The sequence below is a fragment of the Polaromonas sp. P1_F1 genome (genome assembly GCF_056405795.1).
This window is the reverse complement of sequence record NZ_JBFUBJ010000006.1, coordinates 328,180-345,791: the sequence shown is the minus strand read 5'-3', so window position 1 is coordinate 345,791 and position 17,612 is coordinate 328,180. Positions and strand designations below refer to the sequence as shown.

The 17,612-nt window shown below is 61.6% G+C and carries 12 protein-coding genes; 5 read left to right on the top strand and 7 right to left on the bottom strand.

Features of this window, described 5'->3' with window-relative positions; translation table 11 throughout:
• Positions 1–364: 364 nt before the first annotated feature.
• Positions 365–1,192: a hypothetical protein gene (locus AC1DZE_RS17785; RefSeq protein ID WP_477673674.1), complete on the top strand. Its 828-nt coding sequence runs from the start codon at positions 365–367 to the stop codon at positions 1,190–1,192.
• 252 nt (positions 1,193–1,444) lie between these two features.
• Here the strand turns inward: AC1DZE_RS17785 and AC1DZE_RS17780 are convergent, their stop codons facing one another.
• The 7 genes from AC1DZE_RS17780 to dapC form a co-directional block, all read right to left on the bottom strand.
• Positions 1,445–1,948, bottom strand: a complete 504-nt coding sequence (locus AC1DZE_RS17780; protein ID WP_457280831.1) for a hypothetical protein — start codon at positions 1,946–1,948, stop codon at positions 1,445–1,447.
• A gap of 67 nt (positions 1,949–2,015) precedes the next feature.
• Complete coding sequence (locus tag AC1DZE_RS17775; RefSeq protein ID WP_477669500.1) at positions 2,016–4,028, bottom strand: ABC-F family ATP-binding cassette domain-containing protein; 2,013 nt, start codon at positions 4,026–4,028, stop codon at positions 2,016–2,018.
• Positions 4,029–4,137: 109 nt separating this feature from the next.
• Positions 4,138–5,052: a 50S ribosomal protein L3 N(5)-glutamine methyltransferase gene (gene prmB, locus AC1DZE_RS17770; protein ID WP_477669501.1), complete on the bottom strand. Its 915-nt coding sequence runs from the start codon at positions 5,050–5,052 to the stop codon at positions 4,138–4,140.
• Positions 5,049–6,275 carry a succinyl-diaminopimelate desuccinylase gene (gene dapE, locus AC1DZE_RS17765; RefSeq protein WP_477669502.1) on the bottom strand — a complete coding sequence of 409 codons (1,227 nt, stop codon included), beginning with the start codon at positions 6,273–6,275 and terminating at the stop codon, positions 5,049–5,051. Before dapE ends, prmB begins: the two co-directional genes overlap by 4 nt.
• A gap of 49 nt (positions 6,276–6,324) precedes the next feature.
• On the bottom strand, positions 6,325–7,470 hold the full coding sequence (locus AC1DZE_RS17760; protein WP_477669503.1) for a PilT/PilU family type 4a pilus ATPase: 1,146 nt from the start codon (positions 7,468–7,470) through the stop codon (positions 6,325–6,327).
• A gap of 157 nt (positions 7,471–7,627) precedes the next feature.
• Positions 7,628–8,464, bottom strand: a complete 837-nt coding sequence (gene dapD, locus AC1DZE_RS17755; protein ID WP_457280835.1) for a 2,3,4,5-tetrahydropyridine-2,6-dicarboxylate N-succinyltransferase — start codon at positions 8,462–8,464, stop codon at positions 7,628–7,630.
• A 12-nt stretch (positions 8,465–8,476) separates the two neighbouring features.
• Complete coding sequence (gene dapC / locus AC1DZE_RS17750; RefSeq protein WP_477672621.1) at positions 8,477–9,682, bottom strand: succinyldiaminopimelate transaminase; 1,206 nt, start codon at positions 9,680–9,682, stop codon at positions 8,477–8,479.
• A 403-nt stretch (positions 9,683–10,085) separates the two neighbouring features.
• Between dapC and smc the strand changes: the two genes are divergently transcribed.
• The 4 genes from smc to AC1DZE_RS17730 are packed head-to-tail and all read left to right on the top strand — an operon-like array spanning position 10,086 to position 17,590.
• A complete protein-coding gene (smc, locus tag AC1DZE_RS17745) occupies positions 10,086–13,622 on the top strand; it encodes a chromosome segregation protein SMC (RefSeq protein WP_477672622.1) in 3,537 nt (1,178 codons plus the stop codon).
• 7 nt (positions 13,623–13,629) lie between these two features.
• Positions 13,630–14,703 (top strand): cell division protein ZipA C-terminal FtsZ-binding domain-containing protein, encoded by a 1,074-nt coding sequence (locus tag AC1DZE_RS17740; RefSeq protein ID WP_477669506.1) that lies wholly within the window; start codon positions 13,630–13,632, stop codon positions 14,701–14,703.
• Between the two features lie 36 nt (positions 14,704–14,739).
• On the top strand, positions 14,740–16,845 hold the full coding sequence (gene ligA, locus AC1DZE_RS17735; RefSeq protein ID WP_477700375.1) for an NAD-dependent DNA ligase LigA: 2,106 nt from the start codon (positions 14,740–14,742) through the stop codon (positions 16,843–16,845).
• 28 nt (positions 16,846–16,873) lie between these two features.
• Complete coding sequence (locus AC1DZE_RS17730; protein WP_477674274.1) at positions 16,874–17,590, top strand: MgtC/SapB family protein; 717 nt, start codon at positions 16,874–16,876, stop codon at positions 17,588–17,590.
• The last annotated feature ends 22 nt before the right edge of the window (positions 17,591–17,612 follow it).

Here is a 17,612-nt window from a genome sequence, read left to right as displayed (position 1 = left end):
ACTTGGGCTCGCTCTCTTCCGATCGCAGGTGCTTCTTTATTGTGTTGCGAGCCAGGCCTGTACGCCTTGAGATCTCGCGAATGGACATCTGATCCCGCAATGCCCAACGTCTGATGACATTCAATGTCGCCACGTCTATCACTCCTAATTTCCCCCTGCTTTTAAAACAAGCAGGGTAGTGCCTACGTGGGTCAGTTTTGGATGGAAATTACTGCGCTAAATGGATCAGATTTCGACGGAATTCAACACATAGGGCGCAGTGAGGTCAAGAAAGCCTATTAACCTAGAGCAACAGCAGAATGAACATCACTACTTTGAGCGCCAGAACCCTTGCTTTAAACAAAAAAAATTCGAAGGAGCCTTGATGCGCGCTATCGTCACGACCGCAGTCGTCACGCTTCTTGTTGCAATTACAGCTCCTGCGATGGCGCAGACTGGCGGCCCGGCGAGAGATTCTCAGGCCGGGGAATTAGTCATTGACCTTCAGGACTACACACAGCAGATAACGGACGCGGCGCGGCGCTGCCTTGGTCAAACAAGTGTGCCAACGACCGCATACGAAATCGAGCTAACCGGCGTGTGGGCCAACCCGCCCATTGCAGGCCAATCCGCGACTGGCAGTAGTTCATATAAGCCGTTGGGCAACGGCGCCGTTATCGTCGAGGCACGTGGAGAGGAGAATCCAAACGTCAGGCGCACCTATAAACACATTTCTCTTTTCCCCGGAGTAGCAATATGGTCGGTGAGTCATGTGCTTAACGTAGATGGGCCGCTGATAGGCGAATCCGCTGATTTCTATTCAGTTGCACAGGATGTCAAGTGTTTGCAACCTCTGTTCCCCCTTACTGTGGGGAAAGAGTTTTCTGTCAGCTCTTCCCTCGAATCTCATTCACGCATCGGTTTCCGGCCCGAAAGCCTAGATCTTCGTCAGCGCTCTTGGACGCTGAAAGTTTTGGCTGGCCCCATGACTCTGAACGAAGTGCGGGCAGGGTACAGGAGCGTGGTTTTTTCAGGGAAAGCGGCGGCAAGCTGGAAGTTTTATGAACTCAGCTCTACCTTCCATACAGGGGCGATTGGGACAAACGCAACTCTTGAAGGCAAATATCTGTTCGTGGAAGGCCTTAACGCATTCGTACCACTCTGGGACGGGCAACTGCGTGAAGGTCATATCACCCGGGTTGTCGCGAAGTAGCGGCGGAGCCACTAGTGATGACCTTTAATCCCCTGGCAATAGGCCGCGTGACAATTCTGGCGAGTTTCGGCGAAACGTGACGAGCGAAGGCGAGCATAAGTCATTGATAAATAACGATTTCTCTCACTCTTAATCCGTAGGTCGACAGTTCGAATCTGTCAGAACCCACCAAGTACATCAAGGACTTAGCCGCAAGGCTAGGTCCTTTTTTGTTGTTCTGCTGACAAACTCCCGAAGGCGGGCTTTGCGGGCTCAAGCCGAGTAGCCCAGCAAGGGCAGCTCCATCTCCGCCTGCTTCGCCACCCGGATACAGTCTTTCATGTGCTCTTCGCCCAGGTAGCGTATCGCCGCATAGCCGACTGCGGCCGATACGATCTGGCCGGCCAGTGGCACATACTTGGCAACCTGTTTGGTGGTCAGGCGAACGCCGATCTTGGTGGCAGCCTTGATGACAAGGTCACGGCTGATAAATTTTCCGATGAGCACCGAACCTACCAGCGTGACGGCTTTTTGCACCTGGTCGCGCTTTCTGGGCTCCAGCCTGTCAAGCTGTTGGGGCGTGAGACCGAACTCCCTGTTGATTTCCGGGATGAGCCGGGACAGCATCGCCGCGTCCACCGCCCAGTCCAGCCCAGGCACCGGCACGGCACTGGCTGCGGCCGCCACCATGGCGCGCTTGTTCAGCAGTTTGCGGCTGCGTTTGACGGCGGCTTCAAGTGCCGCGTCGTCCGCGGCCATGTGCAAGGCTGAAGGCATCAATCGGGCCCTTTCACAAAATGGGTGACCCCGGCGGCGTGGTGCCGTCAAGGATCCTTTCGCCACTTTACACTGCAGCCGTCTCGATCTGTTCGGTCAGCTCAAGCCACCGTTCTTCCAGCATGTCTATTTCGCCCTCGATGGCCTTGAGGCGCTTGCCGGTCTGGGCGATCTCCGCCGGCGCGGTGGTGGTGGTCAACAGCGCTTGAAGGCTGTCGCGCTCGCTGGTGAGTGCCTTCATGCGAAGGTCGATTTTCTCGATTTCCTTGCGCAGCGGCTTGGTGGCTTCGGCCTGCTGCTGGCGGCGCTGTGCATCGAGCTTGCGTTGCTCGGGCGTCTCGCGCGGCACGGCTTTCTTTTCTTCAGCTGCCGCAGCGGGGGTAACTGACTTGGCAGCGGCAACCGGGGTCGCGCTGCCGGTCTTTTTGGCTTCCTCGCGCTGGCGTTTGGCATGGTCCAGCAGGTACTTCTGGTAGTCGTCCAGGTCGCCGTCAAAGGGGGCGACGCCGCCTTGGGACACCATCCAGAACTCGTCGCAGACGGCGCGCAGCAACGCGCGGTCGTGGCTCACCAGCATGACGGTGCCTTCAAACTCATTGAGTGCCATCGACAAGGCTTCGCGCGTGGCCAGGTCCAGGTGGTTGGTCGGCTCATCAAGCAGCAGCAGGTTGGGGCGCTGCCAGACGATCATGCACAACACCAGGCGTGCTTTTTCACCGCCACTCATGCTGCCCACGGCCTGTTTGACCATGTCTCCGCCAAAATTGAAATTACCCAGAAAGCTGCGCAAATCCTGCTCACGTGTAGGCTGGTTGCCCATCTTGCCGGCGGCGGTGACTTCCTTTACAAGGCGGATCATGTGCTCAAGCGGGTTGTCGGCCGGGCGCAGCACGTCCAGCTCCTGCTGGGCGAAGTAGCCGATGTTCAGGCCCTTGCCCTCAATCATCTCGCCGCTGATGGGCGCGAGTGCGCGCGCCACAGTTTTCACCAGTGTGGACTTGCCCTGCCCGTTGGCGCCCAGGATGCCGATGCGCTGTCCGGCCAGCACCGACTTGCTGACGTTCTGCACGATGACTGTGGGCGGCGTACCTTCCGGGGCGTCTTCAAGCGGTGGGTAGCCGAAGTAGGCGTTCTGCATCGACAGCATGGGATTGGGCAGGTTGGCCGGCTCCTTGAACTCGAAAGTGAAGTCGGCTTCAGCCAGCAGCGGGGCGATCTTCTCCATCCGGTCCAGTGCCTTGACGCGGCTTTGCGCCTGTTTGGCCTTGCTGGCTTTGGCTTTGAAGCGGGCGATGAACTTCTGCAGGTGGGCAATCTTGTCCTGCTGTTTGGAAAACGCAGTCTGTTGCAGCGCCATCTGCTCGGAACGCAAATCTTCGAACTTGCTGTAATTGCCGCCGTAGCGAGTGAGTTTTGCGCTTTCGATATGTACCGTCACGTCGGTCACGGCGTCGAGAAATTCGCGGTCATGGCTGATGACCAGCATGGTGCCCTGGTAGCGCTTGAGCCAGGCTTCCAGCCAGACCAGTGCGTCCAGATCCAGGTGATTGGTGGGTTCGTCCAGCAGCAACAGGTCAGACGGGCACATCAGCGCGCGCGCCAGTTGCAGGCGCATGCGCCAGCCGCCGGAAAAGCTGTTGACGGGGTTGTCCAGTTCGCTGACCTTGAAGCCCAGCCCCAGGATCAATGCCTGCGCGCGGGCCTGCGAGTCATGCGCGCCGGAGTCGTACAGCTCCATATACGCGTGCGCCATGCGGTCGCCGTCACCGCTGGCCTCGGCGGCCGCCACTTCGGCCTGCGCGGCCATCAGTACTACGTCGCCTTCGATGACGTATTCGGTGGCGCTTTGCTCGGTTTCGGGCATGTCCTGCGCTACTTGGGCCATGCGCCATTGCGTAGGAATCGAAAACTCACCGCCGTCCTCATGCAGCGTGCCGTTGAGCATGGCAAACAACGAGGATTTGCCCGCGCCGTTACGCCCCACCAAGCCAACGTTTTCGCCGGGGTTGAGGGTGACGGACGCACCGTCCAGAATCACTTTGGCGCCGCGGCGCAGCACGACGTTTTTAAGGGTAATCATTTAATAAAAAGCTTCAGGAAAAGTATTCGGAGCGGTGGGGCGTCGCACACGCTCGCCATGCAAGCGCTGCGCCAGTCATCCAGGCCGGGGCTGAGCACCGGCCTGGCCTTCAGGCCAGTTGTTCGCGCGTCAGCAGCAAGACCTGGTCGGCGCCCGAGCTGGTTTCGAACCACAGCGGTTCAAGCGTCGGGAAAGCGCGCTCAAAATTCTCGCGCTCATTGCCGATTTCCAGCACCAGCACGGCATTTTCGCTCATATGGCGTGCGGCGCTTTGAAAAAGGTCTCGAATGAAGTCCATACCGTCGGTGCCGCCGTGCCGGTTACCGTCCAGTGCCAGGCCGGGTTCAGCCCGGAATTCGGCCGGAAGGGCCGCCATGCTGGCAGCGTTCACATAGGGCGGGTTGCACAAAACCAGGTCATACAGGCCCGCGCAGGCAGCCATGCCGTCAGATTCGATCAGCGTGATGCGGCCGTCGAGACGATGACGGTCCACATTGATACGGGCCACCTCCAGAGCGTCCAGGCTGATGTCGGCGGCGTCCACCACCACGTCAGGGTAGGTCATGGCCGCCAGCACCGCGAGGCTGCCGTTACCGGTGCAGAGGTCAAGCACGCGGTGGGTGTGCTCGCCCAGCCAGGGGTCTATGCTGGCGTCGGCCAGCAGCTCGGCAATGAGGGAGCGTGGAATGATCACACGCTCATCCACATAAAAGGGCACGCCCATCAGCCAGGCTTCGTTCGTCAGGTAAGCCGCCGGCTTGCGGGTGCTGATGCGTGCTTCCAAAAGCATAGCTGCTTGCGCCCGTTCCTCTTGGGTTACAGGCCGATTCTCTACAGAATCCAGGTCGTCCAGCGGCAACCCAAGCTTCCACAGCACCAGCCACGCGGCCTCGTCGAAGGCGTTGGTCGTGCCTTGCCCGAATCCGTCTGAAAAGTGCAGGCCTGCCGCTTCCAGCCTGGCGGCCATTTCCTCGACCAGCGCCAGCACCGTCAGCGATGAAGCAGGAGTTGCCGGGCTCGTCATGCTGCCGCCAGTCGTTCCAGAACACCTTTGTAGATGTTTTTGAGCGGATCGAGTGAGCTCACCAGAACATGCTCGTTGATCTTGTGGATCGAAGCGTTGAGGGGGCCGAATTCAATGACCTGCGGGCAGATTTTGGCGATAAAGCGGCCGTCACTCGTGCCGCCCGTGGTCGAAAGCTCGGTTCTCAGGCCGGTTTCAGCCTGGATCGCTCCACGCACCGCATCCACCAGCGTGCCCGGAGTGGTCAGAAAGGGGAGGCCGCCCAGGGTCCATTTGAGGTCGTACTCCAGCTGGTGCTGGCTGAGCACGGCTTGCAGGCGCTGTTGCAGGCTTTCGGGGGTGGATTCGGTGCAGAAGCGGAAATTGAAGTCCACCACCAGCTCGCCCGGAATGACGTTGGACGCGCCGGTGCCACCGTGGATGTTGGAGACCTGCCAGCTCGTGGCCGGGAAGAAAGCATTGCCTTTGTCCCATTCGGTGGCCACCAGTTCGGCCAGAGCCGGTGCAAACAGGTGGATCGGATTTTTGGCCAGGTGCGGGTAGGCAATATGGCCCTGCACGCCCTTCACGGTGAGCTTGCCGCTCATGGTGCCGCGGCGGCCGTTCTTGATCATGTCGCCCAGGCGCTCGACCGAGGTGGGTTCACCCACGATGCAATAGTCCAGCGTTTCTCCGCGCGCTTTCAACTGCTCGCAGACCATGACCGTGCCGTCCACGGCCGGGCCTTCCTCGTCGCTGGTGATCAGGAAGGCGATCGACAAGGCCGGATCCGGGTGGGCGGCCAGGAATTCCTCGACTGCGACCACCATCGCCGCGATCGATGTTTTCATGTCGGCGGTACCGCGCCCGTACATCTTTCCGTCGCGATGGCTCGGGGTGAACGGGTGGCTGTGCCACTGGTCGAGCGGGCCGGTGGGCACCACGTCGGTGTGGCCGGCGAACACCAGGGTTTTGGCCGGCGCGGCGCTATCGCTTTTTGCTATTAATTCAGTAGCTGCTTGCGCCCGTCCTGATTGGGCTGCAGCCCTTAAATCATGAGATTTCCCTTCACGCCGAGCCCACAGGTTGGTGACGCGGAAGTCGGCAGGGCCGCTGACGATGGTTTCGCATCGAAAGCCCAGCGGCGCCAGCCGTGCGATCAGCAGGGCCTGGCAATCTGCGTCGTCAGGCGTGACGGAGGGGCGGGAAATCAGCTGTTCAGCCAGATGCAGGGTTCGGGACATGTCGTTTAGGGCCTGTTAACACCGGCCCGAAACGAGCGCGGCCGTGTTTTTAGTGCTTCACGTCCAGCGTGATTTCCGTAAAGGACGGTTCGTCATCCGGGTCCTCTTCTGGCTCCAGTGTCTTGGCCTTGACGGCAAAGTCATTCTCCAGCCGCCACATCAGATTGGTCGGCGAGTCGGCGTAGAGAACACCTTCCTTGCGTGTGACGGTGCCGGCCACGATCAGCTTGGCGATGTCCTGCTCGAAGGTCTGTGAGCCTTCGGCCATGGATTTTTCCATCGCTTCCTTGACGCCTGAAAAATCGCCTTTTTCGATCAACTCGGAGATCAGCTTGGTATTGAGCATGACTTCCACCGCCGGCGTTCGGCCGCCGTCCTGTGTGCGCAGCAGCCGCTGCGACACGATGGCCTTGAGCGCGGCACCCAGATCGCCCAGCATGGTGCTGCGCACTTCCACCGGGTAAAAGCTCAGGATCCGGTTCAGCGCCTGGTAGCTGTTGTTGGCGTGCATGGTCGCCAGGCACAAATGGCCCGATTGCGCATAGGCAATGGCCGCCGACATGGTTTCGCGGTCGCGGATTTCACCGATCAGAATGACGTCAGGCGCCTGCCGCAACGCATTTTTCAGCGCCACCTGCAGCGATTGTGTATCGCTGCCGACCTCGCGCTGGTTCACAACAGACTTCTTGTTGGTGAACAAAAATTCGACCGGGTCCTCGATGGTGAGGATGTGGCCCAGCGTTGTCTCGTTGCGCAGATCGATCATGGAGGCCAGTGTGGTGCTTTTGCCGGCGCCGGTGGAGCCCACCATCAGCAGCAGGCCGCGCTTTTCCATGATCAGGTCGGCCAGGATGGGCGGCACGTTCAGGCTGTCCAGCGGCGGGATATCGCTGGGGATATAGCGAATCACGGCGGCGTAGGTGCTGCGCTGCTTGAATCCGCTGATACGGAAGTTGCCCAGGCCGGCAATTGGCAGCGCCATGTTGAGCTCACCCATTTCCTCCATCTCTTCGATGCGCTCGGGCGGCAGCACTTCAGCCAGCAGGTTGCGCGGCGCCTCCGGCGGCAGGATCTGCGCATTGATCGGGATGGCCTGGCCATTGATCTTGATCAGGGCGGGCGAATGGGCCGACAGGTAGACGTCAGACGCCTTCTTGTCCACCATCAAACGCAGGATTCTTTCCATCGTGCTCATAGTCCACCCTCTTGATTGAAATGAAATACAACGTTGGCCACCCGGCTTACGGTTCCTCGCCAGCAGGGGCCGCGGAACCGGCTTTGCCGGGCCGCAGGCGCAGCGGCCCCCTCGGGGGGCAGCGCACTACGCGAAGCGAGAAGCGTGGGGGCCATGTCTAGTCGCGGAGTAAATCGTTCAGGCTGGTGGTGGAACGGGTTTTTGCGTCCACGCGCTTGACGATCACCGCGCAGTACATGCTGTACTTGCCGCCGGCCTTTGGCAGGTTACCCGACACCACGACGGAGCCTGCAGGAATGCGGCCGTAGGTGACGGTGTCGGCTTCGCGGTCGTAAATCGGCGTGCTCTGGCCGATGTAGACACCCATAGAGATCACCGAATTTTCTTCGACGATCACGCCTTCGACCACTTCAGAGCGTGCGCCGATAAAGCAGTTGTCTTCAATGATGGTGGGGTTGGCCTGCAGCGGCTCCAGCACGCCGCCCAGGCCGACGCCGCCTGAAAGGTGCACGTTGTTGCCGACCTGCGCGCAGCTGCCCACGGTGGCCCAGGTGTCGACCATGGTCCCTTCGCCAACCCAGGCGCCGATGTTGACGTAGCTGGGCATCAGGATCGCGCCCTTGGCGATGAAGCTGCCGCGGCGGGCCACGGCGGGGGGCACCACGCGCACACCGGTTTCGCGCATTTCGGCTTCGCTCAGGTGCGCAAATTTGGTTTTGACCTTGTCGAAAAAGCCGAGGTCACCGGCGCGCATCAGTTCGTTGTCTTTCAGGCGAAAGCTCAGCAGCACCGCCTTCTTGATCCACTGGTGCGTCGTCCACACACCCACGCTTTCACGGGTGGCCACGCGCAGCGAGCCATTGTTCAGCTGGGAAATCGTTTGCTCCACTGCCTCCAGGATGTCCTTGGGCGCCGACTTGGGCGACAGGTTGGCGCGGTCTTCCCAGGCGGCGTCAATGGTTTGCTGGAGCGCTTGCAGGTTGGCTTGAGTCATGAGAATGGTTTTTCAGTGAACTTTGGATTGGATGAACTGGACGATGCGCTCTGCGGCCTCCACGCATTCGGCGGTTTCTGCCACCAGCGCCATGCGAATTCTGCCGGCGCCGGGGTTGTGCCCCTGCGCATCGCGTGCCAGGTAACTGCCCGGCAACACCACGACATTGTAAAGAGCGAGCAGCTCGCGCGAAAACGCGGTGTCCGAGCCCTTGAATGCTTGGGGGATTCCGGCCCACAGGTAAAAGCCTGCGTCGGGCAGGGCGACGTCCATCACCGCCGACAGCATGGGCGTGACTTTGGAAAATTTTTCGCGGTACATGGCGCGGTTGTCCACCACATGTTGCTCGTCATTCCAGGCGGCAATGCTGGCCGCCTGCACGATGGGGCTCATGGCGCTGCCGTGGTAGGTGCGGTAGAGCAAAAACGGCTTGATCAGCGCCGCATCTCCAGCCACAAAGCCGCTGCGCAGGCCGGGCACATTGCTGCGCTTGGAAAGGCTGGTGAGGGAAATCAGATTCTTGAAGTCATGCCGGCCCAGCTCTGCGGCTGCTTGYAGGCCGCCCAGAGGCGCCTCATCACGGAAGTAAATTTCGCTGTAGCACTCGTCCGAAGCAATCACAAAGCCGTAGCGGTCGCTCAGTTCAAACAGCAGCTTCCATTCGGCCAGCGACATCACCGAGCCTGTGGGGTTGCCGGGCGAGCAGACAAACACCAGCTGGGTTTTGGCCCAGACGTCCGCCGGCACTGCCGCCCAGTCGATGCCGAAGTTGCGCGCCGGGTCGCTGGGGGCGAACCAGGTCTGTGCGCCCGCCAGCAGGGCTGCGCCTTCATAAATTTGATAGAACGGATTCGGGCAGACCACGGTGGCGCCCGGTTTGCTGGCGTCCAGCACGGTTTGCGCCAGTGAAAACAGCGCCTCGCGCGAGCCGTTGACCGGCAGGATTTGCGTGGCCGGGTCCAGTTTCAGGTTGTAGCGGCGGGCCAGCCAGTCGGTCATGGCCTGGCGCAGCTTCGGCTCCCCCAGCGTGCCGGGGTAACTGGCCAGGCCGTCCAGGCTGGCTGTCAGCGCATCCTTGATGAGCTGGGGCGTGGCATGGCGGGGTTCGCCTATGCCAAGGCTGATGGGTTTGTAAGCCGGGTTGGGGGTGACACCGGCGTGCAACTGGCGCAGCCGTTCAAACGGGTAGGGCTGGAGGCGTGAAAGCAGGGGATTCATGCCTTGATTATCCAGCCTCGCCTTGCTCACCCGCCGCCGGTCTGGGTTGCGGTTTGTCATGCCCTGGTCTGATCGCTATTAAATTAATAGCTGCTCGCGCTTGTCCTTGTTGGGCTTCAGGCTGATTTCATCCAAATTTCCCTGGTAGCCAGCCATTTTCAGGCAGCGCAGGGCCGGGCGTCACCCTGACAGACCGCCGCCGTGCGAAGCAAAGTGTTTCACGCCGGGCCCGTCAAGGGCCTTTTTCCCGGCAAAATCTGCGTCCCGCTCGGGTAACATGGCGGACCGTGCGCTACTGAAAGTGGTACACGGCGTGTGTCAGCGTTTTTCCGTAAAACGCCATAAAAATCAACGAGTTAGGGTTGTAATTCCCTACCTCAGGCTCAAAAAAACAGGGACAGCCGTGCGTCTCAATTCGATCAAGCTATCTGGTTTCAAATCATTCGCAGAGCCCACCAATTTCGTACTGCCGGGCCAACTGGTCGGTGTGGTGGGCCCCAACGGTTGCGGCAAGTCCAACATCATGGACGCGGTGCGCTGGGTGCTGGGCGAAAGCAAGGCCTCCGAGCTGCGCGGCGAGTCCATGCAGGACGTCATCTTCAACGGCACCACCACACGCAAGCCCGCCAGCCGCTCCAGCGTGGAACTGGTCTTTGACAACGCCGACCACCGCGCCGGCGGCCAGTGGGGCCAGTTTGTCGAGATCGCCGTCAAGCGCGTGCTGACGCGCGACGGCACCTCCAGCTACTACATCAACAACCAGCCGGTGCGCCGCCGCGACGTGCAGGATGTATTCCTGGGCACCGGCCTGGGTCCGCGCGCCTACGCCATCATCGGCCAGGGCACCATCAGCCGCATCATCGAGTCCAAACCCGAAGAGCTGCGCCTCTTCCTCGAAGAGGCCGCCGGTGTTTCCAAATACAAGGAGCGCCGCCGCGAGACCGCCAACCGCCTGTCCGACACGCGCGAAAACCTGACACGTGTCGAAGACATCCTGCGTGAGCTGAACGCCAATCTTGACCGGCTTGAAAAGCAGGCCGAGGTGGCCATGCGTTACAACACGCTGCATGCCGACGCGAGCCTGAAGCAGCACCAACTGTGGTTCCTCAAACGCGCCGAAAGCGAAGCCGACCAGTCCAAGGTCAAGGCTGACGCCGAAAAAGCCGTGAACGACCTGGAAAGCCGCGTGGCCGACCTGCGCCACATCGAGGCCGACCTCGAAACCATTCGCCAGGCGCACTACTCGGCCGGCGACCAGGTCAACCAGGCCCAGGGCAAGCTCTATGAGGCCAGCGCCGAAGTCGGGCGCCTGGAGGCCGAGATCCGCTTTGTGGTCGACGGCCGTCAGCGTGTCGAGCAGCGCCTGGCCCAGCTCAAGGAACAAACCGCCCAGTGGGCCACACGCAAGGAAGACGCCGCCGTCGAGACGGAAAACCTCGCCGCGCAGGCCATTGAAGCCGAAGAAAAAGCCGAGCTCCTGGCTGCGCAGACCGAAGAGCACCAGACCCAACTGCCCGCCCTGGAAGACGCCCTGCGCCAAGCCCAGGCCAAAGCCAACGAGCAGCGTACCAGCGTCGGCCAGGTGCAGCAGCAAATCCAGGTGCTGGCCGCCGACCAGCGCAACATCGAAGAGCAGTCGCGCAGCCTGGGATTGCGGCTGGAAAAGCTCACGGCAGACCGCAACGCACTCAACGCGCCCGACGAAGCCCGTCTGGCCAACCTGACCACGCAGTTCACCGCCGCACAGGAAGCCCAGGCTGAAGCCGAAGCCCGCCTGCACGAGTTGACCGACAGCGTGCCGCAGCTCGACGAAGAGCGCCGCACGCTGCAGCACACCGTCAACACCGAATCCGCCAAGCGGGCCGACCTGTCGGCGCGCATGGAAGCGCTCAAGGCCCTGCAGGAAAAGGTCAAAACCGACGGCAAGCTCAAGCCCTGGCTGGCCAAGCACGGCCTCGATGGCCTGCAAGGCCTGTGGAGCCGCATCCACATCGAACAAGGTTGGGAAAACGCGCTTGAAGCCGCGCTGCGCGAGCGCCTGGGCGCACTCGAAGTCAGTCGGCTCGACATGGTGCGCGGCTTTGCCGGTACCGACGGGCGCGATACGCCGCCCGCCAAGCTCTCGTTTTACTCACCGCCCAGCGCCGCCGCACCCGCCCGCACCAATGCGGCCATCACACTCAAACCGCTGACCGAATTGCTGCGCCTGAACGACGCTGGCCAGTCTGCGTTACTGGGTGACTGGTTGCAGGGTTGCTACACGGCGCAAAGCCTGGACGACGCCCTGGCCGCACGCGACAAGCTGCAGGCCGGCGAAGTGATTTATGTGCAAAGCGGCCATGCCGTGACGCACCACAGCGTGAGTTTTTACGCCCAGGATTCCGAACAGGCCGGCCTGCTTGCCCGCGCCCAGGAAATCGAAAACCTCGACAAGCAGCTCAAGGCCCAGGCCCTGATCAGCGAAGAGGCCCGTTCCGCGCTGATTCGCGCCGAAGCCGCTTACGCCGACGCCGCCCAGCGCCTTGCCACGGCACGCCGCGAAACCGCCGAAGGCCAGAGCCGCACCCATGAGCTGCAGGTCGAAGTGCTGCGCCTGACGCAACTGGCCGAGCAGACCCGGGCCCGCAGCGAGCAGATTCAGGCCGACATGGCCGAAATCGAAGCGCAGCTTGGCGAATTGCAGGAGCGCAAGGTCACGGCTGAAGGCCGTTTTGAAGAGCTTGATATGCAACTGGCCGACAGCCAGGAACGCCACGCGCAGCTGGATGACCGCGTGATCGAAACCGAGCGCAAGCTGGGCGAATCACGTGAGCAGCAGCGCACGCTGGAACGCCAGGCGCAGGAAGCCACGTTTGCGTTGCGCAGCTTGGCCTCCCGCCGCGAAGAGCTAACCCGTTCCATCGACATTGCCGCCCAGCAAGCCAGCTCCATTGCAAGTGAAGAAGCGCAAGCCCGTGAAGAGCTCACGCGCCTGACAGACGCCGCAGCGCAGGCCGGCCTGCAAAGCGCGCTGAGCGTGAAGCTCGAGCGTGAGGCCGATCTGGGCGCCAAGCGCAGCCAGTACGACGACCTGACCAACAAGCTGCGCGCCAGCGACGAGCGGCGCCTGCAACTGGAGCGCGAGCTGGATCCGCTGCGCCAGCGCATCACCGAGTTCCAGCTGAAAGAGCAGGCAGCGCGCCTGGGCTTTGAGCAATACGCGCAGTTGCTGGCCGACGCGCAGGCCGACCTGGCTGCGGTGGAGCAATCCATCCAGTCCGGCAACGTGCGACTGACCGGCCTGCAAGGCGAAATCGACCGTATCAACCGCGAAATCCAGTCGCTGGGCGCCGTCAACCTGGCCGCGCTCGACGAGCTGAGCACCGCGCGCGAACGCAAGCAGTTCCTAGACGCGCAGTCCGCCGACCTGAATGAAGCCATGACCACGCTGGAAGATGCGATCAAGAAGATCGACATCGAAACGCGCGACCTGCTCTCAAGCACCTTCGACACGGTCAACGGCCATTTCGGCCGGATGTTCCCCGAACTCTTCGGCGGCGGCAATGCCAAGCTCATGATGACGGGCGAGGAAATCCTCGACGCCGGCGTGCAGGTGATCGCCCAGCCGCCTGGCAAGAAGAACCAGACCATTCACCTGCTTTCAGGTGGCGAAAAGGCGCTCACGGCCATCGCCCTGGTGTTTGCGATCTTCCAGCTTAACCCCGCACCTTTCTGTTTGCTGGATGAGGTTGACGCGCCGCTGGACGACGCCAACACCGAGCGCTATGCCAAGCTGGTGCGCTCCATGAGCAAGGAAACGCAGTTCCTCTTCATCAGCCACAACAAGATCGCCATGGAAATGGCCGAGCAGTTGATTGGCGTGACCATGCAGGAGCAGGGCGTGTCGCGCATCGTGGCGGTGGACATGGAAGCCGCCATCGGTTTCGCAGAAGCAGCCTGACCCCAAAATGAGCACTTTGCAGATCAGTCTGGCGGTGGTGGGCGGGCTGGTGCTGGCCGGCGTGGTGGCACACAGCGCCTGGTCGTCGCGCAGGAACCTGCCCAAGCAGGCCACACCGGAAGCCCCCGCTCCCGAGCAAGAGCTTGCACCCGCACAAAGTGGCGAAGGTGCCGCAGCTGAACGGCAGGAACCCAGCTTTGACGTGGATTCTGGCCTGGCATCGCTGGCCTCGCTCGCCACGATGAATGCATCCGAAAGAAAACCAGGCCTTGACGTGCTGATTGATGCCGTTGCGCCCGTGGTGATTGAGGGCATGGTGTCGGGCGAAGCCGCGCTTGCCGCCATGCCCAGCACGCGCCGGGCCGGCAGCAAGCCTTTCGGCGTGGAAGGCCTGAGCGCCATTACCGGCGAATGGGAATTTCCCACAGCAGGGCATCGTTACAGCGCCTTTCAGTGCGGCGTGCAGCTGGCCAACCGTACCGGTGCGCTCAACCAGATTGAATACTCTGAATTCGTGATGAAGGCGCAGGCGTTTGCCGATGCGGTGGGCGGCGAGCCGGAGTTTCCGGAAATGCTGGACGAGGTGGCGCGAGCCCGCGAACTCGACCAGTTTGCCAGCGGCCATGACGCACAGCTGAGCTTTACCCTGCGCGCCGTCAACACGGCCTGGAGTCCGGGTTATGTCCACCAAAGTGCGGCCCGGCTGGGTTTCGTTCCAGGTTCCATTCCCGGGCGCATGGTGTTGCCGGCAAGCCAGCAGGGGCAGGCTCCCATCCTGGGGCTGGCTTTTGATACTCAGGCTGCAATGGCCGAAGACCCGGAGCAGACCGCGCTGCGTGAACTGACGCTGTCGCTCGACGTTCCACAGGTTTCCCGCTCTGAGCAGCCTTTTGCACGCATGTGCGAAGCCGCGCTCTCCCTGGCCGCCAATATGGACGGCGTGATCATCGACGACAACGGCAACCTGATCCGACCTGAGGCGATGGAGGTCATCCATGCAGACCTGGAGCAGCTGTATGACACGCTCGACAGCCGCGATTTGTCGGCGGGCTCGGTGTTGGGGCGCCGGCTTTTTTCCTGAATTTCCCGGGCTTTTCGCCCGTTTCCGACTTTCTTCATGGCCATCAAAGACCTGTTTGCGCAGCCCGAACCCTCGCCGCAGCCGGCCTCCGCCGCGGAGCGCGTCGCTGCGTTGCGCGCAGAGCTGCATCTGCACGCGCACCGCTACTACGTGCTCGATGAGCCCACGATTCCCGATGCCGAGTACGACAAGCTGTTCAAAGAGTTGCAGGCGCTTGAGGCGGCTCATCCGGAACTGCTGACACCCGATTCACCGACCCAGCGCGTGGGCGGCAAGCCGCTGGACCAATTCGCCAGTGTGCGCCACAAGGTGCCCATGCTCAGCATTCGCACTGAAACCGACACGGAAGCCACAGGCGCCCAGAATTTCGATACCCGCGTGCGCAAGGAGTTGGGTCTGGCGGAATCCGATCCGCCTGTCGAATATGTCGCGGAACTCAAGTTCGATGGCCTGGCGATGAGCCTGCGTTATAAAAACGGTATCCTGGTGCAGGCCGCCACGCGCGGTGACGGTGAAGTCGGCGAGGACGTAACGCAGAACATCCGGACCATCAACCAGATTCCGCTTCGATTGCCTGCCGACGCTCCGCCGGTCATGGAAGTGCGTGGCGAGGTTTATATGCGCCGCGCTGACTTCGAAGCGCTCAACGAGAAGCAGCGCGAGAAGATCGCGCAAGGCGCCAAGGGCGAAAAAACCTTCGTCAATCCGCGCAACGCCGCGGCTGGCGGCGTGCGCCAGCTGGATCCAGCGTTGGCCGCGCGGCGGCGCTTGAGTTTTTTTGCTTACGGTTTGGGGGATATCTCTCCGCCGGAAGAGGGCGGTCCGGCGTTCGAAACCCATTTTCAGCTCCTGCTAACACTCAAATCATGGGGTTTTCCGGTCGCAGCCCAGACGCAACTTGCGCAAGGCGCTCCTGAATTAATAGCATTCCACCAGACCATGGGCAAGCAGCGCGACAGCCTGCCTTACGACATTGACGGTGTGGTCTACAAGGTCAACAGCCTGGCGCTGCAGAAAAAAATGGGCTTTGTCACGCGCGAGCCGCGCTGGGCCGTGGCCCACAAATACCCGGCGCAGGAGCAGCTCACCACCGTGCTGGCCATTGAAGTGCAGGTGGGACGCACCGGCAAGCTGACGCCGGTTGCCAAGCTGGCACCGGTGTTTGTGGGCGGTGTCACCGTGACCAACGCCACGCTGCACAACGAAGACGAAGCACGCCGCAAGGACGTGCGGGTGGGAGACACCGTGATCGTGCGCCGCGCGGGTGACGTGATCCCCGAGGTCGTCAGCGTGCTGCTCGACAAACGGGTCCAGGATGCGCCGCAATTCACGATGCCACGCAAATGCCCCGTCTGCGGCTCCGCCGCCGTGCGAGAAGAAGATGAAGCCGATTACCGCTGCACTGGCGGACTTTTCTGCGGTGCCCAGCGCAAGGAAGCCATCCTGCATTACGCACACCGGCGCGCCGTCGAAGTCGAAGGCCTGGGCGACAAGCTGGTCGAGCAGCTGGTTGATGCCAACGTGATCCGTACCTTGCCCGATCTCTACAAACTGGGCCTGACGGCGCTCGCCAGCCTGGACCGCATGGCGGAGAAGTCTGCCAACAACTTGCTGGAAGCGCTTGAAAAGTCCAAGCAGACAACTTTGCCTCGCTTTTTGTTCGGCCTGGGCATACGCCACGTCGGCGAGGCGACGGCCAAGGAGCTGGCGCGCCATTTCGGCAAGCTGGACGCCATCATGGATGCCACCGAAGAGCAACTGCTGGAAGTCAGCGATGTGGGGCCGATCGTGGCGCAGAGTATTCGCACCTTCTTTGAGCAGGCGCACAACCGCGAAGTGGTCGAGCAACTGCGCGCCTGTGGCGTGGCCTGGGAGGAGGGCGAACCAGCTGCCCGGGCGCCCCAGCCGTTGTCGGGCAAGACTTTTGTCATCACCGGCACATTACCCACCTTGAGCCGCGACGAGGCCAAGGACAGGGTGGAGGCCGCAGGCGGCAAGGTGGCTGGCTCTGTCAGTAAAAAAACCGACTACGTGGTGGCCGGCGAAGAGGCTGGCAGCAAGCTGGTCAAGGCCCAAACACTGGGTGTTCCGGTCATCGACGAAGCGGCCTTGCTGGCCCTGCTGGCTGGCCCACCCGGATAGTTTCAGGCTCACGGGAGGCAACACACCCATGCAGGCATTCGAAAACCTCAACTCTGCGGACCTCCTGGACTCGCTCCTGAGCCTGTCTTCGGCGTTCGTCTTTGGCGCCTTGATCGGTTTTGAGCGCCAGTACCGGCAACGCACCGCAGGACTTCGCACCAACGTATTGGTGGCCGTAGGCGCCGCGATTTTTGTCGACATGGCGAATCGGCTGACCGGCGCGCAGGGCGCAGTGCATGTGGTGGCCTATGTGGTTTCGGGCATCGGCTTTCTGGGTGCCGGCGTGATCATGCGTGAGGAAGGTAATGTGCGCGGGCTCAACACGGCCGCTACCTTGTGGTGCTCGGGTGCTGTGGGCGCCTGCGCGGGGGCTGATCTGGTAGTGCAGGCAGGCATTGCCACGCTGTTCGTGCTGGCGGCCAATACCTTGCTGAGGCCCATCGTCAACCAGATCAATCGCTTGCCACTGGACGTGCAGTCGGCCGAGGTAACCAACTCGGTCTATGTGGTCACGAACGGGGGGCATCAAAAAGAGGTGCTGGGTGCCCTGGAGAAATCGCTGGAGGAGCTGCACTATCCGACCAACGACCTCAAAGTGTCCGCCTTCGGCGAGGAAAGCGTAAAAATCCAGGCGACGCTGGTCGCCATTGCGGTGGATGGCCCCGCGATGGACCGCCTTGTCAGTCAGCTCGGTGAGTTGCCTGCGGTCAGCCAGGCTTACTGGAGCGCCAGCACCACGGAATAGTGCGTCAAGGAAGCGCCTTACA

Coding starts and splice junctions, on each gene's coding strand:
- AC1DZE_RS17775 (WP_477669500.1), bottom strand. CDS start 4,028: ATGATTACCCTTAAAAACGTCGTGCTGCGCCGCGGCGCCAAAGTGATT.
- AC1DZE_RS17740 (WP_477669506.1), top strand. CDS start 13,630: ATGAGCACTTTGCAGATCAGTCTGGCGGTGGTGGGCGGGCTGGTGCTG.
- ligA (WP_477700375.1), top strand. CDS start 14,740: ATGGCCATCAAAGACCTGTTTGCGCAGCCCGAACCCTCGCCGCAGCCG.
- AC1DZE_RS17780 (WP_457280831.1), bottom strand. CDS start 1,948: ATGCCTTCAGCCTTGCACATGGCCGCGGACGACGCGGCACTTGAAGCC.
- prmB (WP_477669501.1), bottom strand. CDS start 5,052: ATGACGAGCCCGGCAACTCCTGCTTCATCGCTGACGGTGCTGGCGCTG.
- AC1DZE_RS17785 (WP_477673674.1), top strand. CDS start 365: ATGCGCGCTATCGTCACGACCGCAGTCGTCACGCTTCTTGTTGCAATT.
- dapE (WP_477669502.1), bottom strand. CDS start 6,275: ATGTCCCGAACCCTGCATCTGGCTGAACAGCTGATTTCCCGCCCCTCC.
- dapD (WP_457280835.1), bottom strand. CDS start 8,464: ATGACTCAAGCCAACCTGCAAGCGCTCCAGCAAACCATTGACGCCGCC.
- AC1DZE_RS17760 (WP_477669503.1), bottom strand. CDS start 7,470: ATGAGCACGATGGAAAGAATCCTGCGTTTGATGGTGGACAAGAAGGCG.
- AC1DZE_RS17730 (WP_477674274.1), top strand. CDS start 16,874: ATGCAGGCATTCGAAAACCTCAACTCTGCGGACCTCCTGGACTCGCTC.